The sequence below is a fragment of the Tranquillimonas alkanivorans genome, assembly GCF_900115595.1.
Lineage (GTDB): Bacteria > Pseudomonadota > Alphaproteobacteria > Rhodobacterales > Rhodobacteraceae > Tranquillimonas > Tranquillimonas alkanivorans.
In genome coordinates, this window is the sequence record NZ_FOXA01000007.1 from 1 (window position 1) to 22,100 (window position 22,100).

Below are 22,100 nucleotides of genomic sequence, written 5' to 3' on the forward strand. Positions count from 1 at the left end.
AGTGAAGCTGACACTTCCATCATCGGCCGAAGCCTAGGAAGCCGATATACAGAGCGTCGATCCATCGATTGGACCAAACCGCCCGCATATCTCTTCAGTCACCAGCGATATCAAAGAGCACAAGAGACAAAACCGACCGACTGCGCCCTAACTCGTCCGGCGCGCCCGCCTGCCCCATCTCCCGAAAGTCCGCCTCGTCTGCAGCCCGCTCCCGCGCCGCCGCCCCGTCTGACGCCCGCCAGCGCGTCAGCGCCGCCGGTGAGGGGCTATTTACGGATCACACCCACACCCCGCAAGCGCTTTCTGGCGAAAAACACCAACTTTTTGCGAAACGACAGATCGTGACCCAATATCTGGCACGAGCCACGTCACCGGCCGCAAAATCAGGAGCCCGCGAGTAACTTTCGGAGCGAGGCTGCCAAGGCGCTCCGGCGACGCACACGCCTCGTCGACGCCCTGCCCCAGCGGCACTCGCGCCCACCGCGACTCAACGCCCAGAACAGCCGCAGGAACTGTCGCGCACACTCACCCATTGGATCGACAACAATAGGTCGGAGACAAAGATGGACCTCGTTCGCATCATACTTGCCATTATCCTGCCGCCGCTGGGAGTTTTCCTGCAGGTAGGCCTAGGGAAGCACTTCTGGCTTAATATCCTGTTAACCCTTCTGGGCTACATCCCGGGGATCGTTCATGCCGTATACATCATCGCGAAACGCTGAGCTCGAACGGCTCGAACGGCTGGCTGACCGGATGGACGCGGCCTTCCGCATCCCCGTCGTGGGTGTGCGGGTCGGCTGGGACTCGATCCTGGGCCTCATCCCCGGCATCGGCGATGCGGCCGCGCTCGCGCCGGCCAGCTATATCGTCTACCGCGCCCACCGTCTGGGGGCGCCGCCGCCGCTGCTTGCCCGGATGGGGGTGAATGTCGGGGTCGACGCCTTGATCGGGACGATACCGCTGGTCGGCGACCTGCTCGACATCGGCCTTAAGGCCAATCGACGGAACGTCGCCCTGCTGCGCCGACACGTCGAGGGACGTGCCGCGCAAGAAAAAAGGGCCACCCAAGCGGGCGGCCCTCCCTTGTTCGATCTGCAGGCCGATCAGCCGACCAGTTCAAGGCCCGAGAAGAAGTAGGCGATCTCTTCCTTCGCGGTCTCGGGCGCGTCGGAACCGTGCACCGAGTTTTCACCGACCGACTCGGCGAATTCGGCACGGATGGTTCCGGGCGCGGCGTCGGCCGGATTGGTGGCGCCCATCACTTCGCGATTCTTCGCGATGGCGCTCTCGCCCTCGAGGACCTGAACGACAACCGGCGCCGAGGCCATGAACGTGGTCAGTTCGTCGTAGAACGGCCGCTCGGCGTGCACCTTGTAGAACTCGCCAGCCTGCGCCTTGGTCAGCTGGATGCGCTTTTGCGCGACGATGCGCAGCCCGGCATCCTCGAACTTGGCGTTGATCTTGCCGGTGAGGTTGCGGGTGGTGGCGTCGGGTTTAATGATCGACAGCGTGCGTTCGATGGCCATTGGGGTGCCTCTTGTAAGATGACAGCTGGCGGACCCGGTGCCCGCCGCGGATTTCCGGCGCTCTGCTAGCACGGGGTCCGGCCCGTGAAAAGCCGCGATTGACGGGGCATCGCGGCTGCGGCACACCGCGTTCATGCTGAAGATCGAGGACATAAGCTACGCCGTCGAAGGCCGCCCGCTGTTCGAGCACGCCTCCGCCGTCATCCCCGACGGACACAAGGTCGGGCTCGTGGGCCGCAACGGCACCGGAAAAACTACTCTCTTCCGCCTGATCCGGGGCGAACTCGCGCTCGAGGGCGGCACGATCACCCTGCCCCAGCGCGCCCGCATCGGTGGCGTCAGCCAGGAAGTGCCGGGCTCGGACGTATCGCTGCTCGACACCGTGCTCGCCGCCGACACCGAGCGCGAGGCGCTGCTGGCAGAATCCGAGACGGCCGAGGGCGTCCGCATCGCCGAGGTCCAGACCCGGCTGGCCGATATCGAGGCATGGTCGGCCGAGGCGCGGGCGGCGTCCATCCTCAAGGGGCTGGGCTTCACCGATGCCGAGCAACGCATGCCCTGCTCCGCCTTCTCGGGCGGGTGGCGCATGCGGGTGGCGCTGGCCGCGGTGCTGTTTTCGGCCCCTGACCTGCTGCTGCTCGACGAGCCGACGAACTATCTGGACCTCGAGGGTGCGCTGTGGCTCGAAAGCTACCTCGCCCGTTATCCGCACACGGTCATCGTGATCTCCCACGATCGTGGGCTTCTGAACCGCGCGGTGGGGGCGATCCTGCACCTCGAGGACCGCCAGCTCACGCTTTATCAGGGCAACTACGACACCTTCGCCCGCACGCGCGCGGCACGGCTTGCCGTGAAAGAAGCCGAGACGAAGAAGCAGGAGGCGCGGCGGGCGCACCTTCAAAGCTTCGTCGATCGCTTCCGCTACAAGGCGTCGAAGGCGAAGCAGGCGCAGTCGCGGCTCAAGATGATCGAGCGGATGGAGACGATCACGACGCCGCAGGAGGCCGCTTTGCGCGCCTTTACCTTCCCCGAGCCAGAGGAACTGTCGCCGCCGATCGTAAACACCGAGTCGGCGTCGGTCGGGTATGACGACCGTCCCGTCCTGTCCAAGCTGACGCTGCGCATCGACCAGGACGACCGCATCGCGTTGCTCGGGCGCAACGGCGAAGGCAAGTCGACGCTGTCCAAGCTGCTCGCCGGCAAGCTCGATCCGATGGGCGGGCGGATCACGCGTGCCTCGAAGCTCCGGATCGGCTATTTCGCGCAGCACCAGCTGGACGAATTGCGACCTGAGGAAACGCCGCTGGACCACCTGCGGCGGCTGAAGCCCCATGAACTGCCGGCCCGCCACAGGTCCCGACTCGCCGGTTTTGGATTGGCGGCGGCGCAGGCCGAGACCGAGGTCGGGCGGCTGTCGGGGGGCCAGAAAGCGCGGCTGTCGCTCCTGATCGCGACGCTCGACGCGCCGAACATGCTTATCCTCGACGAGCCGACGAACCACCTCGACATGGAAAGCCGCGAAGCACTGGTCGAGGCGCTGACCGCCTATAGCGGGGCGGTGATTCTTGTCAGCCACGACATGCACCTCCTCAGCCTTGTTGCCGACCGGCTTTGGCTGGTGAAGGACGGTCGGGTAACGCCGTTCGAGGAGGACCTTGAAGCCTATCGGCGCATGCTCCTGTCGTCCGACACGCCGGCGAAGCCGCGCGCGGCGCAAGACCCGAAGCCGAAGCGCCCGAAACGGGACCAGATTTTGGCGCTGCGCAGCGAGGTTCGCAAATGCGAAAGCCGTGTCGAGAAGCTGAGCGAGATGCGCGAGAAGCTGGCCGCGCGTCTCGCCGATCCGGCGATGTACGAGGAGGGCAAGGCCGGCGAGGCAGAGGTCTGGCAGAAGAAATACGCCGAGGTGATGGAAGGGCTCGACCGGGCCGAGGCGCTTTGGATGAAGGCGCTCGAAAAGTTGGAGGCCGCAGAGGCATGACCTGCGCCGTCGGAACACCGTGACCGATATCCTCACGCTTGTCGGGGTGGTGCTCTTGGCACAGGTGTCGCCGGGGCCGAATTCCTTCGCCGTGGCGTCCGTCACGCTCGGATCCGGGCGCACGAGCGGGCTCGCCACCTCTGCGGGCATTGCCACAGGCGCACTAATCTGGGCAGCATTTTTCTCGCTCGGCGTCGGAACCTTCATCGCGACTTCCCCCAGTGTGGTGCATGCGCTCCGCCTGGTCGGCGGATTCTTTCTCATGGCCTTCGGCCTTCGCGCGCTCTGGCGGGCGCGGCGGATACGGGATCGCGCGGCGACATCTCCCCGCGTACTGACCCCACGCCGCGCCTACACCGCAGGTCTGGCGGTGGTGATGGCCAATCCAAAGGCGGCACTGCTTTGGGTCTCGGTGACGGCGCTGCTGGCATCGCTCGGCCTCGGCCGCCTTGCGCTCATCGCCACCGGGGCCGCTGTGGCCGCCTCTGGCTTCGTCATCTATGGGGCGCACGCCCTCCTTTTTTCGACTGCGCGCGCTGAACGCGTATACCGGGACCGCGCGCCGCTGATTGAATTCGTGATCGGCCTCGCCTTCCTAGGCTTTGGCGCGACGCTCTTCGCTGCAACGCTTCTTGGAGCGGGCGGTTGATGGATCAGGCACAGCTTCTCACCTCCTTCTTCACGCTCTTCGTGATCCTCGACCCGATCGGGCTGGCGCCCGTCTTCGTCGCGCTCACGCAGGGTATGAGCCGCCAGCATCGTCGGGCGGTCGCCGTGCGCGCCTGTTTGATCGGCGTCGGACTTCTGACCTTGTTCGGGCTATTCGGTGAACAGGTCTTGAACTTCATCGGCATTACCATGCCCGCCTTTCGCATTGCCGGTGGCATCCTGCTGTTCCTCACGGCGCTCGACATGCTGTTCGAGCGGCGCACGAAGAGGCGGCAGGGCCAGGTCCACCCCTCCGAGGATGACCCGTCGGTCTTCCCGCTCGCCACGCCGCTGATCGCGGGACCCGGTGCCATCGCCACGATGATCCTGCTGACTGGCCAGACCGGCGGCGATCTGGCGGAAATTGCCGCAGTGCACGGGGTCATGGCGGCCGTCCTCGTGCTGACCTTCGTGATGTTTCTGGCGGCAGAGCTGATCGAGCGGGCGCTTGGCGACGTCGGCGTGAATGTCGTTACCCGCCTTCTGGGGATGCTGCTCGCCGCGCTGTCGGTGCAATTCGTGCTCGATGGAGTGGCAGATATCGGGCTGATCAGCGGTTGACGCTCGCGTGACGCGACCTTTCCGCGGCGGCGGCGCGGTCCTATCTTGTGCGCATGACCGGAGATCAGATCGCCCAGTTCCTCTACCTCGCGCTCTTGGGCGCGGCCGTCGGAGGCTATTTTGTCGCGGCCAATCGGCGGCAGCTGGGGCGGATGGCGCAGCAGGCGATGATCTGGGCGATGATCTTCCTCGGGACGGTCGCTGCAATCGGACTTTGGAACGATGTGCGCGACGACGTTGTGCCGCGGCAAAGTTATCTGGGCGAGCGCGGCGCCATCGCGGTCCCTCGGGCCTTCGACGGGCACTATTACTTGACCGCGGAGATCAACGGCGCGCCGGTGGACTTCGTGGTCGATACCGGTGCGACCGACATGGTGCTCACGCGTGAGGACGCCATGCACGCCGGCATCGACCCGGCCCGTCTTGCCTTCATTGGGCAGGCCCGGACGGCGAATGGGACCGTGCCGATTGCGCGGGTCATGCTGGATACTGTCGAGCTGGGCTCGGCAATGGACTTGGCCGTGGCCGCCTCTGTCAACGGCGGTGAGATGGGCATGTCGCTCATGGGGATGAGCTATCTCGACCGGTTCAGTCGGATCGAGATAGCCGACGACCGCATGATCCTTCACCGCTGAGCGCGGCATCAGAAATCCTCCCAGCCGGTCAGGTCCTGATCGCCGCCGCCGCCGGATGCCGCACGCTTGGGCGCCGACGTGGGCACCGGCGACGTGTCGCGCCCGAAGCGTGCCGGGATCACCTTGGCTCTTTCGGCGCCCAGGCGGAAACGTGACATCGTTTCGTTCAGCGTTTCGGCCTCGCGGGTCATGGCGTGACTGGCCGCCGTCGTCTCCTCAAACATCGCGACGTTCTGCTGGGTCACCTGGTCGAGCTGCTGCATGGCGACGTTGATTTCGTCCAGGCTTGCCGACTGCTCCTCGGCCGAATTGGCGATGGAGGTCACATGCTGTGCGATGTCCGTGACGGAGGAGAGGATGCGTTCGAGCGCCTGCCCTGCCTCCCCCACGAGCGTCACACCGCGTTTGACGTGGTCGCCGCTGGTAGAGATCAGCGTGTTGATCTCGCGCGCGGCCTCGGACGAGCGTTGCGCCAGTGCGCGCACCTCGCTGGCGACGACCGCAAATCCGCGTCCGGCCTCGCCCGCGCGCGCGGCCTCGACACCGGCGTTCAACGCGAGAAGGTTTGTCTGGAAGGCGATGTCGTCGATGACTTTGATGATGGTCGTGATCTGGTCGGAGGAAGACTCGATCTCGCTCATCGCATCTACCGCCTGCTGCACCACGCCGCCGGAGGAGATTGCGTTCTCACGGGCGTCTCGGACGACTTGGTCAGCCTTCCGCGCACCGTCGGTGGTGTCCTTCAGGCTACCGGTGATCCGGTCGAGCGCGGCGACGCTTTCCTCGAGCGTGGCCGCCTGGGTTTCGGTCCGTCGGGACAGGTCATCGGAGGCCGAAGATATGTCGCGCGCCTCGTTGGTGATGGACTGCGCGTTCTCAAGCACCGTTGTCATGGCTTGGCGCAGGCGGCCGACGGCGGCGTTGAAGTCGTTCCTCAACCGCTCGTAGTCTAGGGGAAACGCGTCTTCGATCGTGCTGGTGAGGTCGCCGTCGGAAAGGCGCTCGAGCCCTTGGCGCAGCGTTTCGACCACGCGGGCCTGCGCCGCCTGCATCTCGCGCTCGCGGGCGGCCGCGCGTTCGGCCGTGGCGCGGGCCTCGGTGATGTTGGAGGCGAGGAGGAGGAAGCCGGTAACGGCACCTTCCCTGTCGCGCATTGCAGTGAGGCTGCCGTCGAGAATTGCCGGCGCGCCGTCCGGGATGGCGAGGCTAAAGACGTCCTTGACCGACCGGCCGGCGGAGATCACCTCGCGCAGGTCGCTGTCCTCGGCCGTGAGCAGCCGTGCCGCCGGCTCGCCATGCAGATCGCCGGCCGTCCGCCCGATGAGTTGGGCGAAATTATCGTTGGCGGAGATGAGACGTCCGTCGGCGGCAAATTGTGCCTTCGCCTGCTGGGCGTCGAGCGCGGCGAGCAGTGCGGCGTTGGCGCTTTCGACGGTCACGTCGCCCCATTCGACAACATAGCCCGTCAGGGTGCCGTCGTCGTCATGTACTGCGGCCACGGCCACGGAGACGGTGGTGTCGCCAACGGTGACCTCTCCGTGCACGGGCAGTTGCGACGGGTCACGCAGCCGCTGGCGCGCAGAGGGCGTGAGCGCGCCGAAAACGTCGAAGTCGCGGCCGGTAAGCGCCGCCGGGTCGGTGCCGGCGCGGCGGGCGAGGGCGGGGCGGCCGGCGACGAGGTCTCGGAACGCAGCGTTGACATGCGCGACGTTGAAGTCCCGATCGACCATCATCATGGCCGCCGACGATCCCTCGAACCCCGCGCCCCGGAACAGGCCCTCGCGCGCGGCGACCTCGGCCCCGGCCAGCGACGTGCGCAGCTCGTCCAGTGTTCGGGCGATGCCGCCGACTTCGTCACTTCGTTCGGTGCCCGGCACCTCGGCACCGTAGTCGCGCGCGGCCACGCGGGTCATGGCGTCGCGCACCTCGAGCAAGGGGCGGGTCACGCCCTGCCGCAGGAACGCGGTGGCGGCGGCGAGCGCAACGAGGAAGACGACCATGGACGCACCGAGCGCCGTCCACTGGTCGGCCATCGCTTCGGCGCGCAGCGGCGCGTCCGTCCAGACGGTCGTTACCGCGCCCACGGTCGAACCGCTATTGCCGAACCGGACCGGCAGGGCGAGTGTCAGCCCGTCTGCCGCGCGCTGAACCTCGCCCGTCTCCACCGCGCGTGCGGCCAGCGCGGCGGCGGCATCGATATCGGTGGCGCCCGAGGCCGCGACCTGGTCGCCGCGGGTGTCGACCGCGACCGAGCCCAGGAGCGTGCCGCCCGCGGCGTCCGCCGCGTCCCGGAAGAGCTTCTCCAACCGGTCGGGCTTGTCGAAGCGGATGGCGCCGCCGGCCTGGTCGCCGACGAAGGTCGTGACCTGCCATGCCTCGTCCACGACCCGTTCGCTGGCGGCGTTCAGGCTGGAGGAAATGGACAGGGCCGAGAGCGACGCAGTGACGACGGCGGTACAGACGGCGAGCAGGAGCGCGCAGCGCAGGAAGACGCTGCGCGGCAGGAGGGGGAAGTGGACGGCTTGCGTGGTCATCGGGATCTCGCGTGCGGCGGTCAGAAAAGGTATTCGGCGTTCAGGCCAACGGTGATGGCGCCGACGACCTCTCCGAACCGGTCGATCACCGGCAGGGAGACGTCGGCCTGGTAGAACTGGGTGGAGGTGTCGAAATCCACCTCGGACACATGCATGGCGCCGGCGCCTTTTTCGTGGGTTTCAAGGAACTTGGCCTCGTCGCCCTGCCAGTAGTCGGAGGTGACCGAGGTCGCGGCGACGTTCAGGCCGTGCCCGTCCATCAGGAAGATGTCGGTGATCGCCCCCTCGGCCGCGTCGACATGCGCGCGCAGAAAGTCGGCCGCCGGATGCTCCAGCACGGCGTCGATGAGCGGCCGGGTCTCAAGGTCCGTTTGCGCCCGCCATTCGGCGTCGCGGTCGAGGATGTCCTGTCGGCTCAGCCCGGCGAGGCGGTGGGTCTGCTCGCGCGCGGCGGCGGCGAGCACCTCTTCCTGCGCCAGCGGCACGACGTGCCGTTCCGCGTAGGCGCGGATGACGGCCAGGTCATCCTCCTGCGCAAACAGGGGCGCCGCAAGAAGCACGCCGCACGTCGCGGCGAGCGCGGGTCGTTTCATCTTTCCGTTTCTCCGATCGCTCACGGTGGGTCCGCGAACGATTAGAGGACGGATCTTTCCAAAGTCTGAAGCAGAGCGCGGATCACGTCTCGGCGCGTTTTTCCCAGCGCCCGGACTCTTCGCTCCAGTACTGCGCCGCGCATCCCGCCTTCGTAAGCGCGCGCCACTGGCCCCGCGCCTTGTCCAGCGCGTCCGCGTCGTTGCCGTCGAACAGCACGCAGATCCGTTCGAGCGCGGTCACCTCCTCGGGCGTCACGTCGGCGCCATCGACCGACATCAGGCAGGCCGCGCGGTTGGGGTTCCCTGGCCCGGTGGTCAGCAGCACCGGCTGGTCCGCGTCGTGCGGACCGCCCGACAGGCCGTGGGGCAGGAAGCTGTCCTCCCCCAGCAGCCACAGTTTTTCGTCCAGCCAGTCCATCCGGCGCGGGGTCTGGCCGCGCACGATCACGCGCCAGCCCGCGCCGCGCGCCCGCTCGAGAAGGACGGGCAACGTCTCCTCCAGCGGGCGGCGGGTCAGGTGATAGAAGTAGGCCGCGCCCATGGTCAGGCTTCGAAGCGGTCCCGCACCAGCCGGTCGAGCGACAGAACGCCCCAGCCCGACACACCCTTTCCGGCATAGGCGCTGTCGCCCGGTGTCTTGGCCACGCCCGCGATGTCGAGGTGTATCCACGGTGTGCCGTCTTGCACGAAGCGGTGCAGGAACTCGGCCGCCGTGATCGAGCCCGCCGGGCGGCCGCCCACGTTCTTCACGTCGGCGATGTCGGATTTGAGCTGCTGCGCATAGGCCTCGTCGAGCGGCATCCGCCAGGCGCCCTCGCCCTCGGCCTTCGCCGCGCTCAGGAAGGCATCGGCGAGCGCGTCGTCATTCGAGAAGACGCCCGCCTTCTCGTTGCCAAGGCCGATGATGATGGCGCCCGTCAGCGTGGCGAGGTCGATCATAGCGGCCGGCTTGAAACGCTCCTGCGTGTACCACATCACGTCGCACAGGACGAGCCGGCCCTCGGCATCGGTGTTGATCACCTCGACCGTGTCGCCCTTCATCGACTTCACCACGTCGCCCGGGCGTTGCGCCCGCCCGTCGGGCATGTTCTCGACGAGCCCGACCAGGCCGACGACATTCGCCTTGGCCTTGCGCAGCGCGAGCGTCTTCATCACGCCCGAAACGGTGCCGGCGCCGCCCATGTCCATCGTCATGTCCTCCATGCCCTGCGCGGGCTTGAGGCTGATGCCGCCGGTGTCGAAGACCACGCCCTTGCCGACCAGCGCGAGCGGATCGCCCTGGCCGCCCTTCCAGTGCATCACGACGACGCTCGACGGCGTCTCGCTCCCCATGCCGACGGCCAGCAGGGTGCGCATGCCGAGCTCCTCGAGCTGCGCCTCGTCCAGAACCTCGACCTCGACGCCCAGCTCGCGCAGGCCTTCGAGCTGGCTGGCGAACTCGGTCGTGGTCAGCACGTTCGACGGCGCGCTGACAAGGTCGCGGGTGAAGAACACGCCCTGTGCCAGCGCGTCGATATGCGCGGCGGCGTCCTGCATTTCTTCGGGTTTCGACACCATGACGGTGAAGGTCGGCGTGCCCGCGTCGTCGGTCTGCGACTTCTGATCGGTGTAGGAATACGCACGCAGCACGGCGGCCAGCGCCACGTCCTCGGCCCCCTTCAGGTTGCCGGCGAGCACCAGGACCGGACCCTTGCCAGCCGCCTTGCCCACGGCGACGCCGGCGCGGCGCGCCTCGCCCTCGCCCGGCTTGCGGTCGAGCTTCACGACCTGCACCGCCTCGGCGGCCATGCCCGCGGGGAACGCGATCTCGGCGGCGTCGGCCGCTTTCATCTTGCCGAACTTCTCGCTTGCCGCGAACCGCTCCAGCGCGCCCTTCGTCAACCGGTTCACCCGGCGGGCGAGCTGGTCGAGCTTGCCGTCCTGCCCGATGAACACGACCACGCGGCCCTCGGCCCCGGCGATGGCGTCGAGGTCGGCGTCGGCAAAGGTGACGGAGGCTGGCGTCGTCATTCGGAAAACTCCTGTCTGCTAGGTTGCGCCATACCTAGCCGCCCACCCTGACCTTGGCCAGAAGGGAGTTTTCCCCCCCACGGCGATGGGCTAGGGTCGCGCGGCACGCGGGGCCGGTCGGGGGATCAGTGGCCAGATTCGACAGATACATGCTGTCACAGCTCATGCGGCTGTTCGGCTTCTTCTCGCTCGTGCTCGTGCTGGTCTACTGGGTGAACCGCGCGGTGTCGCTGTTCGACCGGCTGATCGCGAACGGGCATTCGGCGGCCGTGTTCCTGGAGTTCACGGCGCTGACGCTGCCCAACGTCATCCGGCTTGTGCTGCCCGTGTCGGCCTTCGCCGCCGCCGTCTACGTCACCAACCGCCTGTCGTCGGAAAGCGAACTGGTCGCGGTGCAGGCGACGGGCTATTCGCCCATGCGGCTGGCGCGGGCGGTGGCGGTCTTCGGCGTGATCGTGGCGGTCCTGATCTCGGTCCTGATGCACGTGCTCGTGCCGGTGAGCAGCGCGCAACTGCGCCAGCGCACCGCCGAGATCTCGGAGAACGCGACGGCGCGGCTGCTGACCGAGGGCGAGTTCCTGCATCCCAGCGACGGCGTCACCTTCTATATCCGCGAGATTACGCCCGAGGGCGAGCTGCGCGACATCTACCTCTCGGACCGCCGCGGCGACCGCCGGGCCAGCACCTATACCGCCGAACGCGCGCTGCTTCTGCGCGGGGACGAGGGCCCGCGGCTGGTGATGTTCGACGGCATGATCCAGTCGCTGCGCGACGAGACGCGGCAGCTTGCCACGACCACCTTCCGCGACTTCACCTTCGACCTGGGCTCGGTGCTGGAAATGGCCGATCCCGGCCCCCGCCGCCTGCGCGAGGTCGGCACGCTCGAGCTCCTGACCGCCCCCGACGCCATCGCGCGGGAAACGGACGAGGACCGCGCCGAGGTGCTGTACGAGGCGCACGCGCGCTTCACGCAGGCCGTCAAGGGGCTGGTCGCGCCGCTTCTGGGCTTCTCGATCCTGCTGGTCGGCGGGTTCAGCCGCTTCGGCCTGTGGCGCCAGATCCTGGGCGCGATCTTCGCCATCTCGGTGTTCGAGTTCCTCGACAACGCCGCCGCCGACGCCGCGCAGCGCGGACCGGGCATGTGGCCCCTGCTCTATCTGCCCGGCGTCGTTGGCGTCGGCGCGGCGGTCGTGATCCTGTGGCAGGCCGGCCGGCCACGGGGGCGGCCGCGCGGCGCGGGGGCGGTGGCATGAAGCTGCACCTCTATTTCGCGCGGCGGTTCCTGCTGTCCTTCGGCGCGGTGTTCATGATCTTCGTCGGCATCCTGGTCCTCTTCGACCTGATCGAGCAGATCCGGAGATTCCCCGAGGTCAGCTTCCTGGGCAAGCTGGGCCTGACGCTCCTGCACATCCCCGACAGCCTTTACACCATCCTGCCGCTCATCGTGATCCTGGCGACGCTGGCGCTGTTCCTGTCGCTGGCGCGCACCTCGGAACTGGTGGTGACGCGCGCGGCGGGCCGCTCGGCCCTGCGCAGCCTGATGTCGCCGGTCATCGTCGCGCTGCTGATCGGCGTGCTCGCCGTCACGGCGTTCAACCCGATCGTGGCCGCGACGCAGAAGCAGTACGAGATCGTATCCGAGCGTCTGCAATCGGGCGGCGCCTCTGTTCTGTCGATCAGCCGCGAGGGATTATGGCTGCGGCAGGGTGACGCCGACGGGCAGACGGTGATCCGCGCCGCCCGCGCCAACCTCGACGGGACCGAGCTTTACGATGTCAGCTTCCTTGGCTTCGCGCCCGAAGGCGGGCCGTCGTTCCGGATCGAGGCGGGGGCGGCGCGGCTCGAGGCCGGGGCATGGCAGCTGCGCGACGTCAAGCGCTGGGAGCTCGACAGCGACAACCCCGAGCGCGAGGCGACCGAGCAGGACACCATGACCCTGCCCTCGAACCTGACGCGCAGCCAGATCCTGGAAAGCTTCGGCACGCCTTCGGCCATCCCGATCTGGGAGCTTCCGCGCTTCATCGCCCAGCTCGAACAGGCGGGCTTCTCGGCCCGGCAGCACCGCGTGTGGCTGCACATGGAGCTGGCGCAGCCGCTCCTCCTGGCGGCGATGGTGCTGGTCGGCGCGGGCTTCACCATGCGCCACACCCGTTTCGGGCGCACCGGCCTGATGGTGCTGCTGGCGCTGGTGATGGGCTTTTCCCTGTACTTCGTGCGCAGCCTGGCGCAGATCCTGGGCGAAACGGGGCAGATACCCATCCTGCTCGCTGCCTGGGGTCCGCCCATCGCCGCCATGCTGTTGCCCCTGGGACTTCTTCTGCACTGGGAGGACGGATGATCCGCCGCTTCGCCGCCACCCTCTGCCTTGCCGCTCTGCCCGCCCTCGCGCAGGCGCAGACCGCCTCGCTCGTGGCCGACCGGCTCGAGATCGCGGCCGACGACCGGCTGATCGCCGAGGGCGAGGTCGAGGTGCTGTACGGCACGACCCGCCTGACCGCCACGCGCGTGATCTTCGACCGGTCCGAGGACCGGCTGAGCATCGAGGGTCCGATCACCCTGACCGAGGGCGAGGACGTGATCGTTCTGGCCGACGCGGCCGCGCTCGATCCCGAGCTGCGCAACGGCATCCTGACCTCGGCGCGGCTGGTGCTGGACCGGCAGCTTCAGCTTGCAGCGAACCGCATCGCGCGAGTGGACGGACGCTATACCGAGCTGTCGAAGTCGGTCGCCTCGGCCTGTCAGGTCTGCCCTGACAACCCCGTTCCCACGTGGGAAATCCGCGCCCGCCGCATCGTTCACGACGAACTGGAACGGCAGCTTTACTTCGAGAACGCGACCTTCCGCCTGCTGGGCGTACCGATCTTCTACATCCCGCGCCTGCGCCTGCCCGACCCGACGCTGGAGCGGGCCACGGGCTTCCTGTTGCCCAGCGTGCGCACGACAAGCCGGCTTGGCTCCGGGCTGAAGCTTCCGTATTTCATCCGCATGGGCGACCACGCCGACCTGACGCTGGCGCCCTACATCTCGCCCAGGACGGACACGCTTCAGTTCCGCTATCGGCAGGCCGTTGCACCGGGTGCGCTGGAATTCGAGGGCGCAATCACCTCGGACGAGCTTGAGCCCGGCAAGACGCGCGGGTTCCTCTTCGGCGAGGGCAGCTTCGCCCTGCCCCGCGACTACCGGCTGAGCTTCGACCTCGAACTGGTCTCGGACAGCGCGTACCTTCTCGACTACGGCGGGAGCGAGCAGGACCGCCTGGAAAGCGAGGTGGCGCTGGAGCGTATGCGCCGCGACAAGTTCTTCCGGGCGAGCGTCACCAATTTCCGTACCCTGCGCCCCTCGGAATTGTCCATCGAGAACGAGCTGCCCGAGGTCTATGGCACCGTCAAGTGGGAGCGGCGCTACGACGCGCTCGGCGGCGACCTGACGCTGGGCTTCGACACTTACACGCTCTACCGTGAAAGCTCGGACTCGCCCGAAGGGCGCGACGTGCAGCGCTTGGCGGTCGATGTCGGCTGGCGAGACGACACGACGCTTGCCAACGGCATGGTGGCCGAGGCCCGGCTTGGCGCGGCCGCCGCGGGCTACGCCGTCACGCAGGACGACAGCTTCGACGAGGCGCCGGGCCGGGTTGCGCCCCGCGCCGCCGTCGCGCTGCGCTGGCCGCTGGGGCGCACCAACGCTTCGGGCGCGCACCACCTTCTGGAACCCGTCGTGCAGCTGGCCTGGGCCCACAGCACCGGCGACGCCATCCCGAACGAGGACAGCCGCCTGATCGAGTTCGACGAGGGCAACCTGTTCGGCTTCGGCCGCTACCCGGGGGACGACGCCGTCGAGGACGGCGCGCGCGCCGATCTGGGCCTGCGCTGGACCCGCTACGACCCGGCCGGCTGGTCCCTGGGGCTGGCCGGCGGCCGGGTGCTGCGGCTGGAGGACAGCGGCTTCGCCGAGGGAACCGGCCTGTCGGGCGACTCGTCGGACTGGCTGGTCTCGGGACAACTGGCGATGGACGACCTGACGCTGACCGGCCGTGCGCTGTTCGGTTCCGATTTAAGCTTCACCCGCAACGAGATGCGGCTGGCCTATGACGGGGGCCGCGCGGCGGTCTCGGCTACCTATCTCTGGCTCGAGGCCGAGCCGGGACAGAACCTTCTCGAGACCCGCGAACTCGACCTCGACGCGGCCTGGCGCATCACGCCGGGCTGGACCGGGCGGCTCGACGGGCGCTTCGACCTCGACGCCGAGGAGACGTCGCGCGCGGGGCTCGGGCTCGTCTACCAGTCCGAGTGCCTGACGGTCGATCTTTCCCTCTCGCGCCGGTTCACGTCCTCGACTAGTGTGTCGCCGACCACGGATTTCGGGCTCCAGGTGTCGCTGGCGGGCTTCGGATCGGGGGCGGGCGACGCCGTGCCGGCGCGCAGGTGTCGCGGATGACGGACAACAAGAAACTCAAGCGGGGCGACATGCAGCAGCTGATCGTGCGGATCCTGACCATCCTTGCGCTGGCCATGCCGGCGGTGCCGGCGGCGGCGCAGAACCTGTTCCGGCCGGTGGCCGAGGTGAACGAGCGCGTCGTCACGGCGTGGGAGCTCGACCAGCGGACGCGGATGCTGGAGCTGTTCGGCAACCCCGCCGACCCGCGCGCCGAGGCGCTGGAGGCGCTGATCGACGAGCGGCTGCAACTGCAGGAGGCCGACCGCCTGGGCATCACCGCCACCGAGGAAGAAATCGTCGCCGGCGAGGAAGAGTTCGCGCAGCGCGCCGAGCTCTCGCGCGAGGAGTTCATCCAGCGGCTCGGCCAGGCCGGCGTCGCGGCAGAGACGTTCCGCGACTTCGTGCGCGCGGGCGTCCTGTGGCGAATGGTGGTGCGCGAAACGCTTGCCCCGCAATCGAACGTGGCCCCCGCCGACGTGCAGCAAAGCCTGACCGAGGCACGCGGCCCCCAGACCACGGTCCGGGCGCTCCTGTCCGAGATCATCATGCCCGCCGACACGCCGCAGCGCGCCGCGATGGCGCAGCAGATCGCGGACGAGGTGTCGGGCATCTCCACCTTCGACGGCTTCGCCGCCGCGGCGCGCCAGTACTCGGCCAGCCAGTCGCGCGAACGCAGCGGCCGCATCGACTGGCTGCCGCTGTCGAACTTGCCGCCGCAGCTGGCCCAACAGCTCCTGACGCTCGAGCCCGGCGACGTGACCCAGCCGATCCAGCTTCCCAACGCGCTGGCGATCTTCCAGCTGCGCGCGCTGGAAGAGACGAACACCGCCATTCCGCGCGCCGAGGCGCTGGATTACGCGGTCTACCTGATCCCCGGCGGCCGCAGCGCCGAGGCGCTGGAACAGGCCGCCCGCCTGCGCGCCGAAGTGCAGACCTGCGACGACCTGTACGAGGTCGCCCGCACCCGGCCCGAAGGCGCGCTGGCGCGCGAGACGCGGGCGCTGTCCGAGATCCCGGCCGACGTCGCGCTGGAGCTCGCCCGGCTCGACGCGGGCGAGATCTCGACCCGGCTGACCACGCCGGACGGCCAGGCCCTGCGCTTCGCGATGCTGTGCGAGCGCATCTTCGACGCCGATGCCGAAATCACCGCCGAGCAGGTGCAGCGCGGGCTGCTCAACCAGCAGACCGCCGGCCGGTCCGAGGCGCGCATGGCCGAATTGCGTGCCAACGCTCACATCGTGACCGAGTGATGCGCCCCGCTCCGATCGCGCTGACCTGCGGCGATCCGTCGGGCGTGGGCCCGGAGATCGCGGTGAAGGCCTGGGCCGAGCTGGGCGCGCAGCTTCCCTTCTTCCTGATCGGCGATCCGGCGCACCTGCCGGCGGGGGCACAGGCGAATGTCATCCACGACCCGGCCGAGGCCGAGCGCGCTGCCGCCAGCGGCCTGCCGGTCCTCGCCCACGACTTCCCCGCGCCGGCGCAGCCCGGCCTGCCCGCGCCCGAGAACGCGCGCGCGGTCATCGAGGTCATCGCACGGGGCGTTAACCTGGTGCGCTCGGGCGCGGCCTCGGCGTTGACGACGAACCCGATCAACAAGAAGGTGCTCAAGGACGGGGCCGCGTTTCCGCATCCCGGCCATACCGAGTACCTCGCCGCGCTGGCGGGCGTGGAGCGGGTGGTGATGATGCTGGCCTGCGACGAGCTGCGTGTGGTGCCGACCACCATCCACATCGGACTGGCCGAGGTTCCGGCGGCGCTGACCAAGCCGCTTCTTTCGGATACGCTGCGCATCACCCACGCCGCGCTGCGCCGCGACTTCGGCATCGACAACCCGCGTATCGCCGTCACCGGGCTGAACCCGCACGCGGGCGAAGGTGGCGTCATGGGGCGCGAGGAGATCGAGGTGATCGTCCCCGTGCTGGAAGCGCTGCGCGCCGAGGGGCTCGCGCTAATCGGACCGCTTTCGGCCGACACGATGTTTCATGCCGCCGCCCGCAAGGGCTATGACGCGGCGGTGGCGATGTACCACGACCAGGCGCTGATCCCGATCAAGACCATCGATTTCGCCGGCGGCGTCAACGTCACGCTGGGCCTGCCGTTCATCCGCACCTCGCCCGACCACGGCACCGCCTTCGACATCGCGGGACAGGGCCGGGCCGAGGCGACGTCGCTGGTGGCCGCGCTGAAGCTTGCCGACCGCATGGCGCGCGCCCGGCAGGCCGCATGAGGAAAGCCGCTGGCGCGGCTGCCTTCGGCGAGGATATTTGAGGACCGAAGAGACATGGGCACACTCGACGGGCTGCCGCCGCTGCGCACGGTGATCGCCGAGCACGGGCTGTCGGCGCGCAAGTCGCTGGGACAGAACTTCCTGCTGGACCTGAACCTGACGGCCAAGATCGCGCGGCAGGCCGGAGACCTCTCGGGCTCAGACGTGCTGGAGGTGGGTCCCGGCCCCGGCGGTCTGACGCGCGGTCTTCTGGCCGAAGGTGCGCGGCGGGTGCTGGCGATCGAGAAGGACGCGCGCTGCCTGCCGGCCCTGGCCCAGATCGCCGAGGCCTATCCGGGGCGGCTGGAGGTGCTGAACGCCGACGCCCTTCAGGTCGACCCGACAGCGCACCTCGAGGCGCCGATCCGCGTCGTGGCGAACCTGCCCTACAACGTCGGAACCGAGCTTCTGACGCGCTGGCTGGAGCCCGCAGAGTGGCCGCCCTTCTGGCAAAGCCTGACGCTGATGTTCCAAAGGGAAGTCGCCGAACGGATCGTGGCGCAGCCCGGCGGCAAGGCCTACGGCCGGCTGGCGATCCTGTCGCAGTGGCGCACCGAGCCGCGCATCGTCATGGACCTGCCGCCCGAGGCGTTCACACCGCCGCCCAAGGTGCGCTCGGCCGTGGTGCACTTGACGCGCCTGGAAGAGCCGCGCTTCCCGGCCCCGGCCAAGATGCTGGGCCGCGTCGTCGCCGCCGCGTTCAACCAACGCCGGAAGATGCTGCGCGCCGCGCTGAAGGGCGTGGCGCCGGATATCGAGGACAAGCTCCGCGCCGCGGGCATCGAACCCACCGAACGCGCGGAGCAGGTATCGCTGGAAAGGTTCTGCGCCCTCGCCCGGACGCTGGAGGAGGGCTGACGGTCTTCTCGGTCCGGAAGTGGGCCTGGGTCCGACTCTGTCTGGGTCCGATCCTGTCTAAAGGCGGGCGCTCCCCTCCACCTTGAGAGGAACCGGCGCTCCAGCCCACCTAGCGTAAGCCTTACGTGCGTCGCGGCTCGGAGCGGGAAGCAGAATTCCGCTCCGCCCGCAGGGGGCGTACGTTCAACTTCACCCGGACCGGGACAGAAGCTCTCCCTTCGGCGGAAGGCCGCTGTCCTTCGCGGCCCGGGACAGGGCCGAGATCCTGCTCCGACCGCAGGAGACCGGCGCTCCGGTTCAGCCTGAGGGGAATGGGCGCTCCATCCCGGCTTGGAGAAGGGCTGACGCCCTACTCCGCCGCTTCGGCCGCGCCCTGCGATCCGCCGGATTTGCCGTCGCCGTCGCCACCATTGTCGCCTTCGCCGTCCTTCGCCTTGGGCTTGGTGCGGCGGGCGCGCTTGGGCTTGGGCTTGCTTTCCGGCGTCTCGACCAGACCGCTGTCGGCGTCGCTGCCGGTGTCGATCACGTCGTCCTCCCGGCGCGCCTTCTCGGGCTTCGGCTGGGGCTGATCGGACTGGGCAGCCGTCTCGGACGCCTTGTCCTGCTGCGGCCTGTCCTGCTGGGACTTGTCCGACTGAGGCTTGTCCTGCTGCTGCTTGTCCTGGCGCGGCTGCTCGTCCTGGCCGCCCTGCTGGCGGTCGTCACGGCCGTTGCCGCCGCCCTGGTTCTGCTGCTGCCGATCGCGCTGCTGCTGTTCCTGCTGCTCGCGCCGCTGGTCCTGCTCGCGCTGCGCCTCAGCCAGCATGCGCGTGTAGTGCTCGGCATGCTGCTGGAAATTCTCGGTCGCCACGCGGTCGTTGGCCAACTGCGCGTCGCGGGCAAGCTGGTTGTACTTGTCGATGATCTGCTGCGGCGTGCCCCGCACCTTGCCCTCGGGCCCGGAACTGTCGAACACGCGGTTGACGATGTTCCCGACCGAACGGTTGCGGTTCGACTTCGACCGCGAGCGTGACTTGGACGATCTCATATTGCTCTGATTCCAGCCTTGTTTTGGCAAGCGCCCGACCCGGTCTGTCCTGATGCGCCGTAGGCCGGCACGTATCCGGAGGGTCGCGATGTTCTGGGCTATCGGCGAGGGGAACGGCTGTCGCGCATTCCACCGCCCGCATGTCTGTCAAAACACGCACCGGCGCGATTGACAAGGGAAAACTGCGTCTTTTCCGCGTCTCCGGCCCCCTGCGTCGGCGTCAAGTCACGCATGGCGGGCCGAAACGCACCTGTCCCTTCCGTCAAGATCGTGGTGCAGGCGGACCTCTTCAAGCCCCCCTTCGACGAAAAGCGCCGCAACCTGCGCACCCTGCGTCGGACCGATCTCGACGATCAGCCGCCCGCCGGGGCCAAGCAGCGCCGGAGCCTGATCCGCGATGGCGCGATAGGCCGTCAGCCCGTCGCCGCCGTCGGTCAGGGCGAGCCGCGGCTCCCACTCGCGCACCTCGGGCGAAAGGTCCGGCATTTCCGCCGCCGCGATGTAGGGCGGGTTCGACACGATCAGGTCGAACGGCCCGGCGACATCGCGCGCCCACTCGGTACGCCTGAACTCTGCCCGCCCGGCGACGCCCAGCCGCGCGGCGTTCTCCGCCGCCACCTCGAGCGCCTCGTCCGAGACGTCGGTGCCGGTTCCGCGCGCCCCCGGCCGCTCGGCCAGAAGCGTGGCCAGGATGCAGCCCGACCCGGTGCCGATGTCGAGCACGCGCTTGAACGGCGCGTCAAGCGCCAGCGCCACCAGCGTTTCGGTCTCGGGCCGGGGGTCGAGCACGGCCCGGCTCACGCGGAAGTCGCGGCCCCAGAAGGCGCGCCGCCCGGTGATCTGTGACACCGGCTCGCGCCGGACCCGCCGCGCCACCGCCGCGCGGAACCGCGCCTCGGCCCCGGCCTCGACCGGGTCACCCAGAAGCAGCGTCAGCCGCTCGGTCGGCGCGTCAAGCGCGTGCGCCAGAAGCCGCCGCGCGTCGCGCATCGGGTCGGGCACGCCCGCCGCGCGCAGCTCGGCCGCCGCCTGCGCCAGCAGGTGCGTCCAACTCATGCCTCCATCTCGGCCAGCTTCGCCGCCTGATCCTCGGCCACCAGCGCGTCGATCACCTCTTCGAGGTCGCCCTGCAGGATCTCGTTCAGGCGATAGAGCGTCAGGTTGATGCGGTGGTCGGTCATCCGGCCCTGCGGGAAGTTATAGGTGCGGATGCGTTCGCTCCGATCGCCCGAGCCCACCTGGCTTTTCCGGCTGGCCGAGCGTTCGCTGTCGGCCTTCTGCCGCTCCATGTCGTAAAGCCGCGTGCGCAGCACCTGCAGAGCGATCTCGCGATTGCGGTGCTGCGACTTCTCGGAACTCGTCACCACGATGCCGGACGGCACGTGCGTGATCCGCACGGCCGAGTCGGTGGTGTTGACGTGCTGGCCGCCCGCCCCGCTGGCGCGCATGGTGTCGATGCGCAGGTCGCTGGGGTCGATCTGGACGTCGACCTCCTGTGCCTCGGGCAGCACGGCCACGGTCGCGGCCGAGGTGTGGATGCGGCCGCCCGATTCGGTCGCGGGCACGCGCTGGACGCGGTGCACGCCCGATTCGTACTTGAGCTTCGCGAAGACCCCGTCGCCCTTCACGTTCGCCACCAGTTCGCGCAGGCCGCCGAGTTCGCTTTCCTGCATCTCGACGATCTCGAACCGCCAGCCCATCCGCTCGGCGAAACGCTGGTACATGCGCAGAAGGTCGGCGGCGAACAGCGCCGCCTCCTCGCCCCCCGTGCCGGGCCGGATCTCGAGGATCGCCGGCCGGTCGTCGGCGGCGTCCTTGGGCAGAAGCGCCAGACGCAGCTCCTGCTCGACCTGCGGCAGGCGCTCGCGCAGGCGCGGCAGCTCGTCCTCCGCCAGCTCGCGCATCTCGGGGTCGTCCAGCATCGCCTCGGCATCCTCGATGTCGGAGGACAGCTGGCGATATTCCTCGATCCGCGCCACCACCGGGCGCAGCTCGGCGTATTCCCGGCCGAGCGCCGCAACGTCCGCACCGGCGTCGTTCATCCGCGCCTGCACGTACTCGAAGCGCTCCTCGATCCGGGCGAGTTTTTCCATGGGAACCATCCGGTTCCTCTCGTCCATCCTCGTGATTTGGTCAAGGCCGCGGCGCATGCTAGCCTCGCTCCATGCGATACGCGCTGGCGCTGCTTCTTCTTGCTCTGCCCGCCGCCGCGGCCGACCGAAAGGACGCCGCGGAGCGCCCCGCCGCGCCGCCGCTGCCCAAGATCGAACTCTACTGCACCGACGGCCAGGGCGAACGGCGCGAGTTAGGCGAGGTGATCTGCATCACGGCAAGCTGCCAGACTTGGCTGGCGCGCTGCGAGATGAGTCAGAACAACGTGATGTGGCGCAAGATCCAGGACGGCTGCCCGGGCGCCGGGCTGCTCGACCGCCTGCGCCGCGCGTCCTAGCCCAGCCGCTTGCGCAGCCGTGCCATCCAGTCCTCGACCCGCTTGCGGTTCACGCCCATGTCCTTGGCGCCGAAGCGCTGCCGGGCGAACACGGTCAGTTCGGTGCCGCCCTCGGCCGGGGCCGCCTGCACGGTGGTGTAGTCGGGAAAACCGAAGACCAGTGAGCGGGTGACGTAGGTGAGGCGCCCCGTGCCGGTGCTGCCGGCGACGCGGTCTGTCCGGGGCGTGGCAAGCGCGATGTCGTCGAGTGCAGCCAGCACCTCTCCCGGAGGCTGCGAAAAGCGCTGCGCATCGCCGTTGCCGTCGCCCGACCGCAAAAGCCAGCCGCTGCCCGCCGGCACCGGCGCGCGCAGGGGATCGACGTGCCAGACCGCCGGCTCGGTCGGCGCCAGCCGGAACCACGCCAGCCCGGCGGTGGCCACGACGGCAAAAATGCTTGCGAAACGTCCCATGCCCGAGATGCTAGTCCACAAGGACCGCCAAGCCAGCGAATTTTCGTCGACAGTTCCCCTCCCGGA

At 68.7% G+C, this 22,100-nt stretch carries 22 protein-coding genes; 13 read left to right on the forward strand and 9 right to left on the reverse strand.

The genetic code is table 11. The features are described 5' to 3' along the window. The first annotated feature begins 563 nt into the window (after positions 1-563). A complete protein-coding gene (locus tag BM162_RS09930; RefSeq protein ID WP_093421151.1) occupies positions 564-722 on the forward strand; it encodes a YqaE/Pmp3 family membrane protein in 159 nt (52 codons plus the stop codon). A gap of 31 nt (positions 723-753) precedes the next feature. Further along, positions 754-1,137, forward strand: coding sequence for a DUF4112 domain-containing protein (locus BM162_RS09935; RefSeq protein ID WP_439332829.1), 384 nt, complete (start codon positions 754-756; stop codon positions 1,135-1,137). Here BM162_RS09935 and ndk read toward each other — a convergent pair. Then, positions 1,104-1,526: a nucleoside-diphosphate kinase gene (ndk, locus tag BM162_RS09940; RefSeq protein ID WP_093421156.1), complete on the reverse strand. Its 423-nt coding sequence runs from the start codon at positions 1,524-1,526 to the stop codon at positions 1,104-1,106. The two genes, BM162_RS09935 and ndk, sit on opposite strands and share 34 nt — an antisense overlap. A 133-nt stretch (positions 1,527-1,659) precedes the next feature. On the opposite strand from ndk, the gene BM162_RS09945 reads away from it, so the two are divergent. Genes BM162_RS09945 through BM162_RS09960 form a run of 4 tightly spaced genes read left to right on the forward strand, consistent with a single transcriptional unit; the run spans position 1,660 to position 5,411 of the window. Next, positions 1,660-3,507, forward strand: a complete 1,848-nt coding sequence (locus BM162_RS09945) for an ABC-F family ATP-binding cassette domain-containing protein (protein ID WP_093421159.1) — start codon at positions 1,660-1,662, stop codon at positions 3,505-3,507. A 19-nt stretch (positions 3,508-3,526) separates the two neighbouring features. Further along, positions 3,527-4,156 carry a LysE family translocator gene (locus tag BM162_RS09950; protein WP_177215123.1) on the forward strand — a complete coding sequence of 210 codons (630 nt, stop codon included), beginning with the start codon at positions 3,527-3,529 and terminating at the stop codon, positions 4,154-4,156. Next, positions 4,156-4,776 (forward strand): MarC family protein, encoded by a 621-nt coding sequence (locus BM162_RS09955; RefSeq protein WP_093421164.1) that lies wholly within the window; start codon positions 4,156-4,158, stop codon positions 4,774-4,776. The genes BM162_RS09950 and BM162_RS09955 overlap by 1 nt, the downstream gene beginning before the upstream one ends. 53 nt (positions 4,777-4,829) lie before the next feature. Further along, positions 4,830-5,411 carry a retropepsin-like aspartic protease family protein gene (locus BM162_RS09960; protein ID WP_093421166.1) on the forward strand — a complete coding sequence of 194 codons (582 nt, stop codon included), beginning with the start codon at positions 4,830-4,832 and terminating at the stop codon, positions 5,409-5,411. Between the two features lie 8 nt (positions 5,412-5,419). Here BM162_RS09960 and BM162_RS09965 read toward each other — a convergent pair whose 3' ends face one another. The 4 genes from BM162_RS09965 to BM162_RS09980 all read right to left on the reverse strand — a co-directional run bounded on the left by BM162_RS09965 (position 5,420) and on the right by BM162_RS09980 (position 10,548). Further along, positions 5,420-7,945: a methyl-accepting chemotaxis protein gene (locus tag BM162_RS09965; protein WP_093421169.1), complete on the reverse strand. Its 2,526-nt coding sequence runs from the start codon at positions 7,943-7,945 to the stop codon at positions 5,420-5,422. A 20-nt stretch (positions 7,946-7,965) separates the two neighbouring features. Then, positions 7,966-8,538 (reverse strand): cache domain-containing protein, encoded by a 573-nt coding sequence (locus BM162_RS09970; protein ID WP_093421171.1) that lies wholly within the window; start codon positions 8,536-8,538, stop codon positions 7,966-7,968. Between the two features lie 82 nt (positions 8,539-8,620). Further along, a complete protein-coding gene (locus BM162_RS09975) occupies positions 8,621-9,079 on the reverse strand; it encodes a DNA polymerase III subunit chi (RefSeq protein ID WP_093421174.1) in 459 nt (152 codons plus the stop codon). 2 nt (positions 9,080-9,081) lie between these two features. Beyond that, complete coding sequence (locus tag BM162_RS09980) at positions 9,082-10,548, reverse strand: leucyl aminopeptidase (protein ID WP_093421176.1); 1,467 nt, start codon at positions 10,546-10,548, stop codon at positions 9,082-9,084. A gap of 149 nt (positions 10,549-10,697) precedes the next feature. On the opposite strand from BM162_RS09980, the gene lptF reads away from it, so the two are divergent. Genes lptF through rsmA form a run of 6 tightly spaced genes read left to right on the forward strand, consistent with a single transcriptional unit; the run spans position 10,698 to position 18,106 of the window. Next, positions 10,698-11,801, forward strand: a complete 1,104-nt coding sequence (lptF, locus tag BM162_RS09985) for an LPS export ABC transporter permease LptF (RefSeq protein ID WP_093421179.1) — start codon at positions 10,698-10,700, stop codon at positions 11,799-11,801. Continuing rightward, a complete protein-coding gene (gene lptG, locus BM162_RS09990) occupies positions 11,798-12,886 on the forward strand; it encodes an LPS export ABC transporter permease LptG (RefSeq protein ID WP_093421624.1) in 1,089 nt (362 codons plus the stop codon). The genes lptF and lptG overlap by 4 nt, the downstream gene beginning before the upstream one ends. Beyond that, complete coding sequence (locus tag BM162_RS09995; RefSeq protein WP_093421182.1) at positions 12,883-14,982, forward strand: LPS-assembly protein LptD; 2,100 nt, start codon at positions 12,883-12,885, stop codon at positions 14,980-14,982. Before lptG ends, BM162_RS09995 begins: the two co-directional genes overlap by 4 nt. Further along, a complete protein-coding gene (locus tag BM162_RS10000) occupies positions 14,979-16,232 on the forward strand; it encodes a peptidylprolyl isomerase (RefSeq protein ID WP_093421184.1) in 1,254 nt (417 codons plus the stop codon). Before BM162_RS09995 ends, BM162_RS10000 begins: the two co-directional genes overlap by 4 nt. Next, the gene (pdxA, locus tag BM162_RS10005; RefSeq protein WP_093421188.1) at positions 16,232-17,209 is read left to right on the forward strand and encodes a 4-hydroxythreonine-4-phosphate dehydrogenase PdxA; all 978 of its coding nucleotides are present in this window, start codon (positions 16,232-16,234) and stop codon (positions 17,207-17,209) included. The genes BM162_RS10000 and pdxA overlap by 1 nt, the downstream gene beginning before the upstream one ends. Positions 17,210-17,263: 54 nt before the next feature. Continuing rightward, positions 17,264-18,106, forward strand: a complete 843-nt coding sequence (rsmA, locus tag BM162_RS10010; RefSeq protein WP_093421190.1) for a 16S rRNA (adenine(1518)-N(6)/adenine(1519)-N(6))-dimethyltransferase RsmA — start codon at positions 17,264-17,266, stop codon at positions 18,104-18,106. A gap of 349 nt (positions 18,107-18,455) precedes the next feature. Here rsmA and BM162_RS10015 read toward each other — a convergent pair whose 3' ends face one another. The 3 genes from BM162_RS10015 to prfA all read right to left on the reverse strand — a co-directional run bounded on the left by BM162_RS10015 (position 18,456) and on the right by prfA (position 21,235). After that, complete coding sequence (locus BM162_RS10015) at positions 18,456-19,133, reverse strand: DUF4167 domain-containing protein (RefSeq protein ID WP_093421193.1); 678 nt, start codon at positions 19,131-19,133, stop codon at positions 18,456-18,458. 225 nt (positions 19,134-19,358) lie between these two features. Continuing rightward, positions 19,359-20,189, reverse strand: a complete 831-nt coding sequence (prmC, locus tag BM162_RS10020) for a peptide chain release factor N(5)-glutamine methyltransferase (protein WP_093421195.1) — start codon at positions 20,187-20,189, stop codon at positions 19,359-19,361. Next, entirely contained in the window at positions 20,186-21,235 is a 1,050-nt protein-coding gene (gene prfA / locus BM162_RS10025; protein WP_093421198.1) for a peptide chain release factor 1, read from the reverse strand. The genes prmC and prfA overlap by 4 nt, the downstream gene beginning before the upstream one ends. A gap of 62 nt (positions 21,236-21,297) precedes the next feature. Here prfA and BM162_RS10030 point away from each other — a divergent pair, with 62 nt between their 5' ends. Then, positions 21,298-21,582 (forward strand): hypothetical protein, encoded by a 285-nt coding sequence (locus BM162_RS10030; RefSeq protein ID WP_093421201.1) that lies wholly within the window; start codon positions 21,298-21,300, stop codon positions 21,580-21,582. Here BM162_RS10030 and BM162_RS10035 read toward each other — a convergent pair. Further along, positions 21,579-22,034: a DUF1499 domain-containing protein gene (locus tag BM162_RS10035; protein WP_093421203.1), complete on the reverse strand. Its 456-nt coding sequence runs from the start codon at positions 22,032-22,034 to the stop codon at positions 21,579-21,581. The two genes, BM162_RS10030 and BM162_RS10035, sit on opposite strands and share 4 nt — an antisense overlap. Positions 22,035-22,100: the final 66 nt, after the last annotated feature.

Coding starts and splice junctions, on each gene's coding strand:
- BM162_RS09945 (WP_093421159.1), top strand. CDS start 1,660: ATGCTGAAGATCGAGGACATAAGCTACGCCGTCGAAGGCCGCCCGCTG.
- prmC (WP_093421195.1), bottom strand. CDS start 20,189: ATGAGTTGGACGCACCTGCTGGCGCAGGCGGCGGCCGAGCTGCGCGCG.
- BM162_RS10030 (WP_093421201.1), top strand. CDS start 21,298: ATGCGATACGCGCTGGCGCTGCTTCTTCTTGCTCTGCCCGCCGCCGCG.
- ndk (WP_093421156.1), bottom strand. CDS start 1,526: ATGGCCATCGAACGCACGCTGTCGATCATTAAACCCGACGCCACCACC.
- BM162_RS10015 (WP_093421193.1), bottom strand. CDS start 19,133: ATGAGATCGTCCAAGTCACGCTCGCGGTCGAAGTCGAACCGCAACCGT.
- pdxA (WP_093421188.1), top strand. CDS start 16,232: ATGCGCCCCGCTCCGATCGCGCTGACCTGCGGCGATCCGTCGGGCGTG.
- lptG (WP_093421624.1), top strand. CDS start 11,798: ATGAAGCTGCACCTCTATTTCGCGCGGCGGTTCCTGCTGTCCTTCGGC.
- BM162_RS09970 (WP_093421171.1), bottom strand. CDS start 8,538: ATGAAACGACCCGCGCTCGCCGCGACGTGCGGCGTGCTTCTTGCGGCG.
- BM162_RS09995 (WP_093421182.1), top strand. CDS start 12,883: ATGATCCGCCGCTTCGCCGCCACCCTCTGCCTTGCCGCTCTGCCCGCC.
- rsmA (WP_093421190.1), top strand. CDS start 17,264: ATGGGCACACTCGACGGGCTGCCGCCGCTGCGCACGGTGATCGCCGAG.
- BM162_RS09955 (WP_093421164.1), top strand. CDS start 4,156: ATGGATCAGGCACAGCTTCTCACCTCCTTCTTCACGCTCTTCGTGATC.
- BM162_RS09975 (WP_093421174.1), bottom strand. CDS start 9,079: ATGGGCGCGGCCTACTTCTATCACCTGACCCGCCGCCCGCTGGAGGAG.
- prfA (WP_093421198.1), bottom strand. CDS start 21,235: ATGGTTCCCATGGAAAAACTCGCCCGGATCGAGGAGCGCTTCGAGTAC.
- BM162_RS09930 (WP_093421151.1), top strand. CDS start 564: ATGGACCTCGTTCGCATCATACTTGCCATTATCCTGCCGCCGCTGGGA.
- BM162_RS09965 (WP_093421169.1), bottom strand. CDS start 7,945: ATGACCACGCAAGCCGTCCACTTCCCCCTCCTGCCGCGCAGCGTCTTC.
- lptF (WP_093421179.1), top strand. CDS start 10,698: ATGCTGTCACAGCTCATGCGGCTGTTCGGCTTCTTCTCGCTCGTGCTC.
- BM162_RS09935 (WP_439332829.1), top strand. CDS start 754: ATGGACGCGGCCTTCCGCATCCCCGTCGTGGGTGTGCGGGTCGGCTGG.
- BM162_RS10035 (WP_093421203.1), bottom strand. CDS start 22,034: ATGGGACGTTTCGCAAGCATTTTTGCCGTCGTGGCCACCGCCGGGCTG.
- BM162_RS09980 (WP_093421176.1), bottom strand. CDS start 10,548: ATGACGACGCCAGCCTCCGTCACCTTTGCCGACGCCGACCTCGACGCC.
- BM162_RS10000 (WP_093421184.1), top strand. CDS start 14,979: ATGACGGACAACAAGAAACTCAAGCGGGGCGACATGCAGCAGCTGATC.
- BM162_RS09960 (WP_093421166.1), top strand. CDS start 4,830: ATGACCGGAGATCAGATCGCCCAGTTCCTCTACCTCGCGCTCTTGGGC.